Here is a 1,062-nt window from a genome sequence, read left to right on the forward strand (position 1 = left end):
CCGTCGACGAGGGTGAAGTGGAAGGACTCGAAGTCCGAGACGGACAGGGCGACTCCGATCCCGGAGTACCACCGATCGAGCTCGTCTCGGTCAGCCGAGAAGCCGTCCAGATGCACCGCCCCGGCGAGCGCCGGATCGGTCTCGATGCGGCGCCACTGCCGCTCGTAGTAGGCCATCTCGTCCTCGCGGGCGAGCATCCACGGATAGTCGCTCGGCATGCGCCCCTTGATGCGCAGGCTGTAGCGGTCGTCCTCCGCGCGAAGGCGGGCCAGCACGTCGAGGGCACGGTCCAGCCGCTTGCCCCGCGGGACCACGCCGACCAGGCCGAGGACGAAGCGCGACTCCGGCGACCGCTCCGCCTCAGACCCCTCCCGAACGATGTTGGCGATCACCTCGTGTGGCCGGTCGCCGACCCCACGGAAGCGGCGCGCCGCGTCCCGGATGTGCGGGGCCACGAAGACGAACCGGTCCACCTGGGACAGTGCCATGCGCGCGAAGTTCGGCCGGAACAGCTCCTGCGAGTGCACGCGGACGATGAGGCCCTGGCCGGGACGCTTGTGACGGGAGTACCAGACCGCGTTGCCGAGACCCCACTCGCAGATCACGACATCAGCCCAGTCGACCAGGGCGAGGCTGGTCTCCTCATCATGGTCCTGGTGCGACGCCCACTGATCGAGACGCACCTCGTGCCCGTCCTCAGCGAGCCGGTCCAGGAGTTCTCCCGCGAACTTGAGGTCGTGGCCCGCCACTGCGACCCGCAGCGGTCCGGTCGCCGCGCGGCAGGCCTCGACCGCGGGAGCATCGCCCGATGCCGACGTGAAGAGTCCGCGACGGACCACCACGTGACGGCCGTCCCCACCACCGTCCGTGCGGCGCACGGCGACCGGTGCCGGCCCCGTGGAGACGGCGTCCTCGGGCAGCACGCATGCCAGCGGCACGCTGAGGTCCGCGACGGCGGACGTGTCGAGCACAGCGCTGCTGTGCCCGGCGTCGAGCAGGACGTCCACCAGGTCCTCGAGCACGACGCGATCCAGCGGGTCTCCCGACCATGTGGCCTCGATG

The 1,062-nt window shown here is 70.7% G+C and carries 1 pseudogene; it reads right to left on the minus strand.

From position 1 onward, the window contains the following. A pseudogene (locus tag ACFWJO_RS40820) lies at window positions 1–1,022 on the minus strand (hypothetical protein); the annotation flags it as partial. Window positions 1,023–1,062 lie beyond the last annotated feature (40 nt).

Origin of the sequence: Streptomyces sp. NPDC127092 (assembly GCF_042722475.1) — a bacterium.
In the GTDB taxonomy this organism is placed as follows: domain Bacteria; phylum Actinomycetota; class Actinomycetes; order Streptomycetales; family Streptomycetaceae; genus Streptomyces.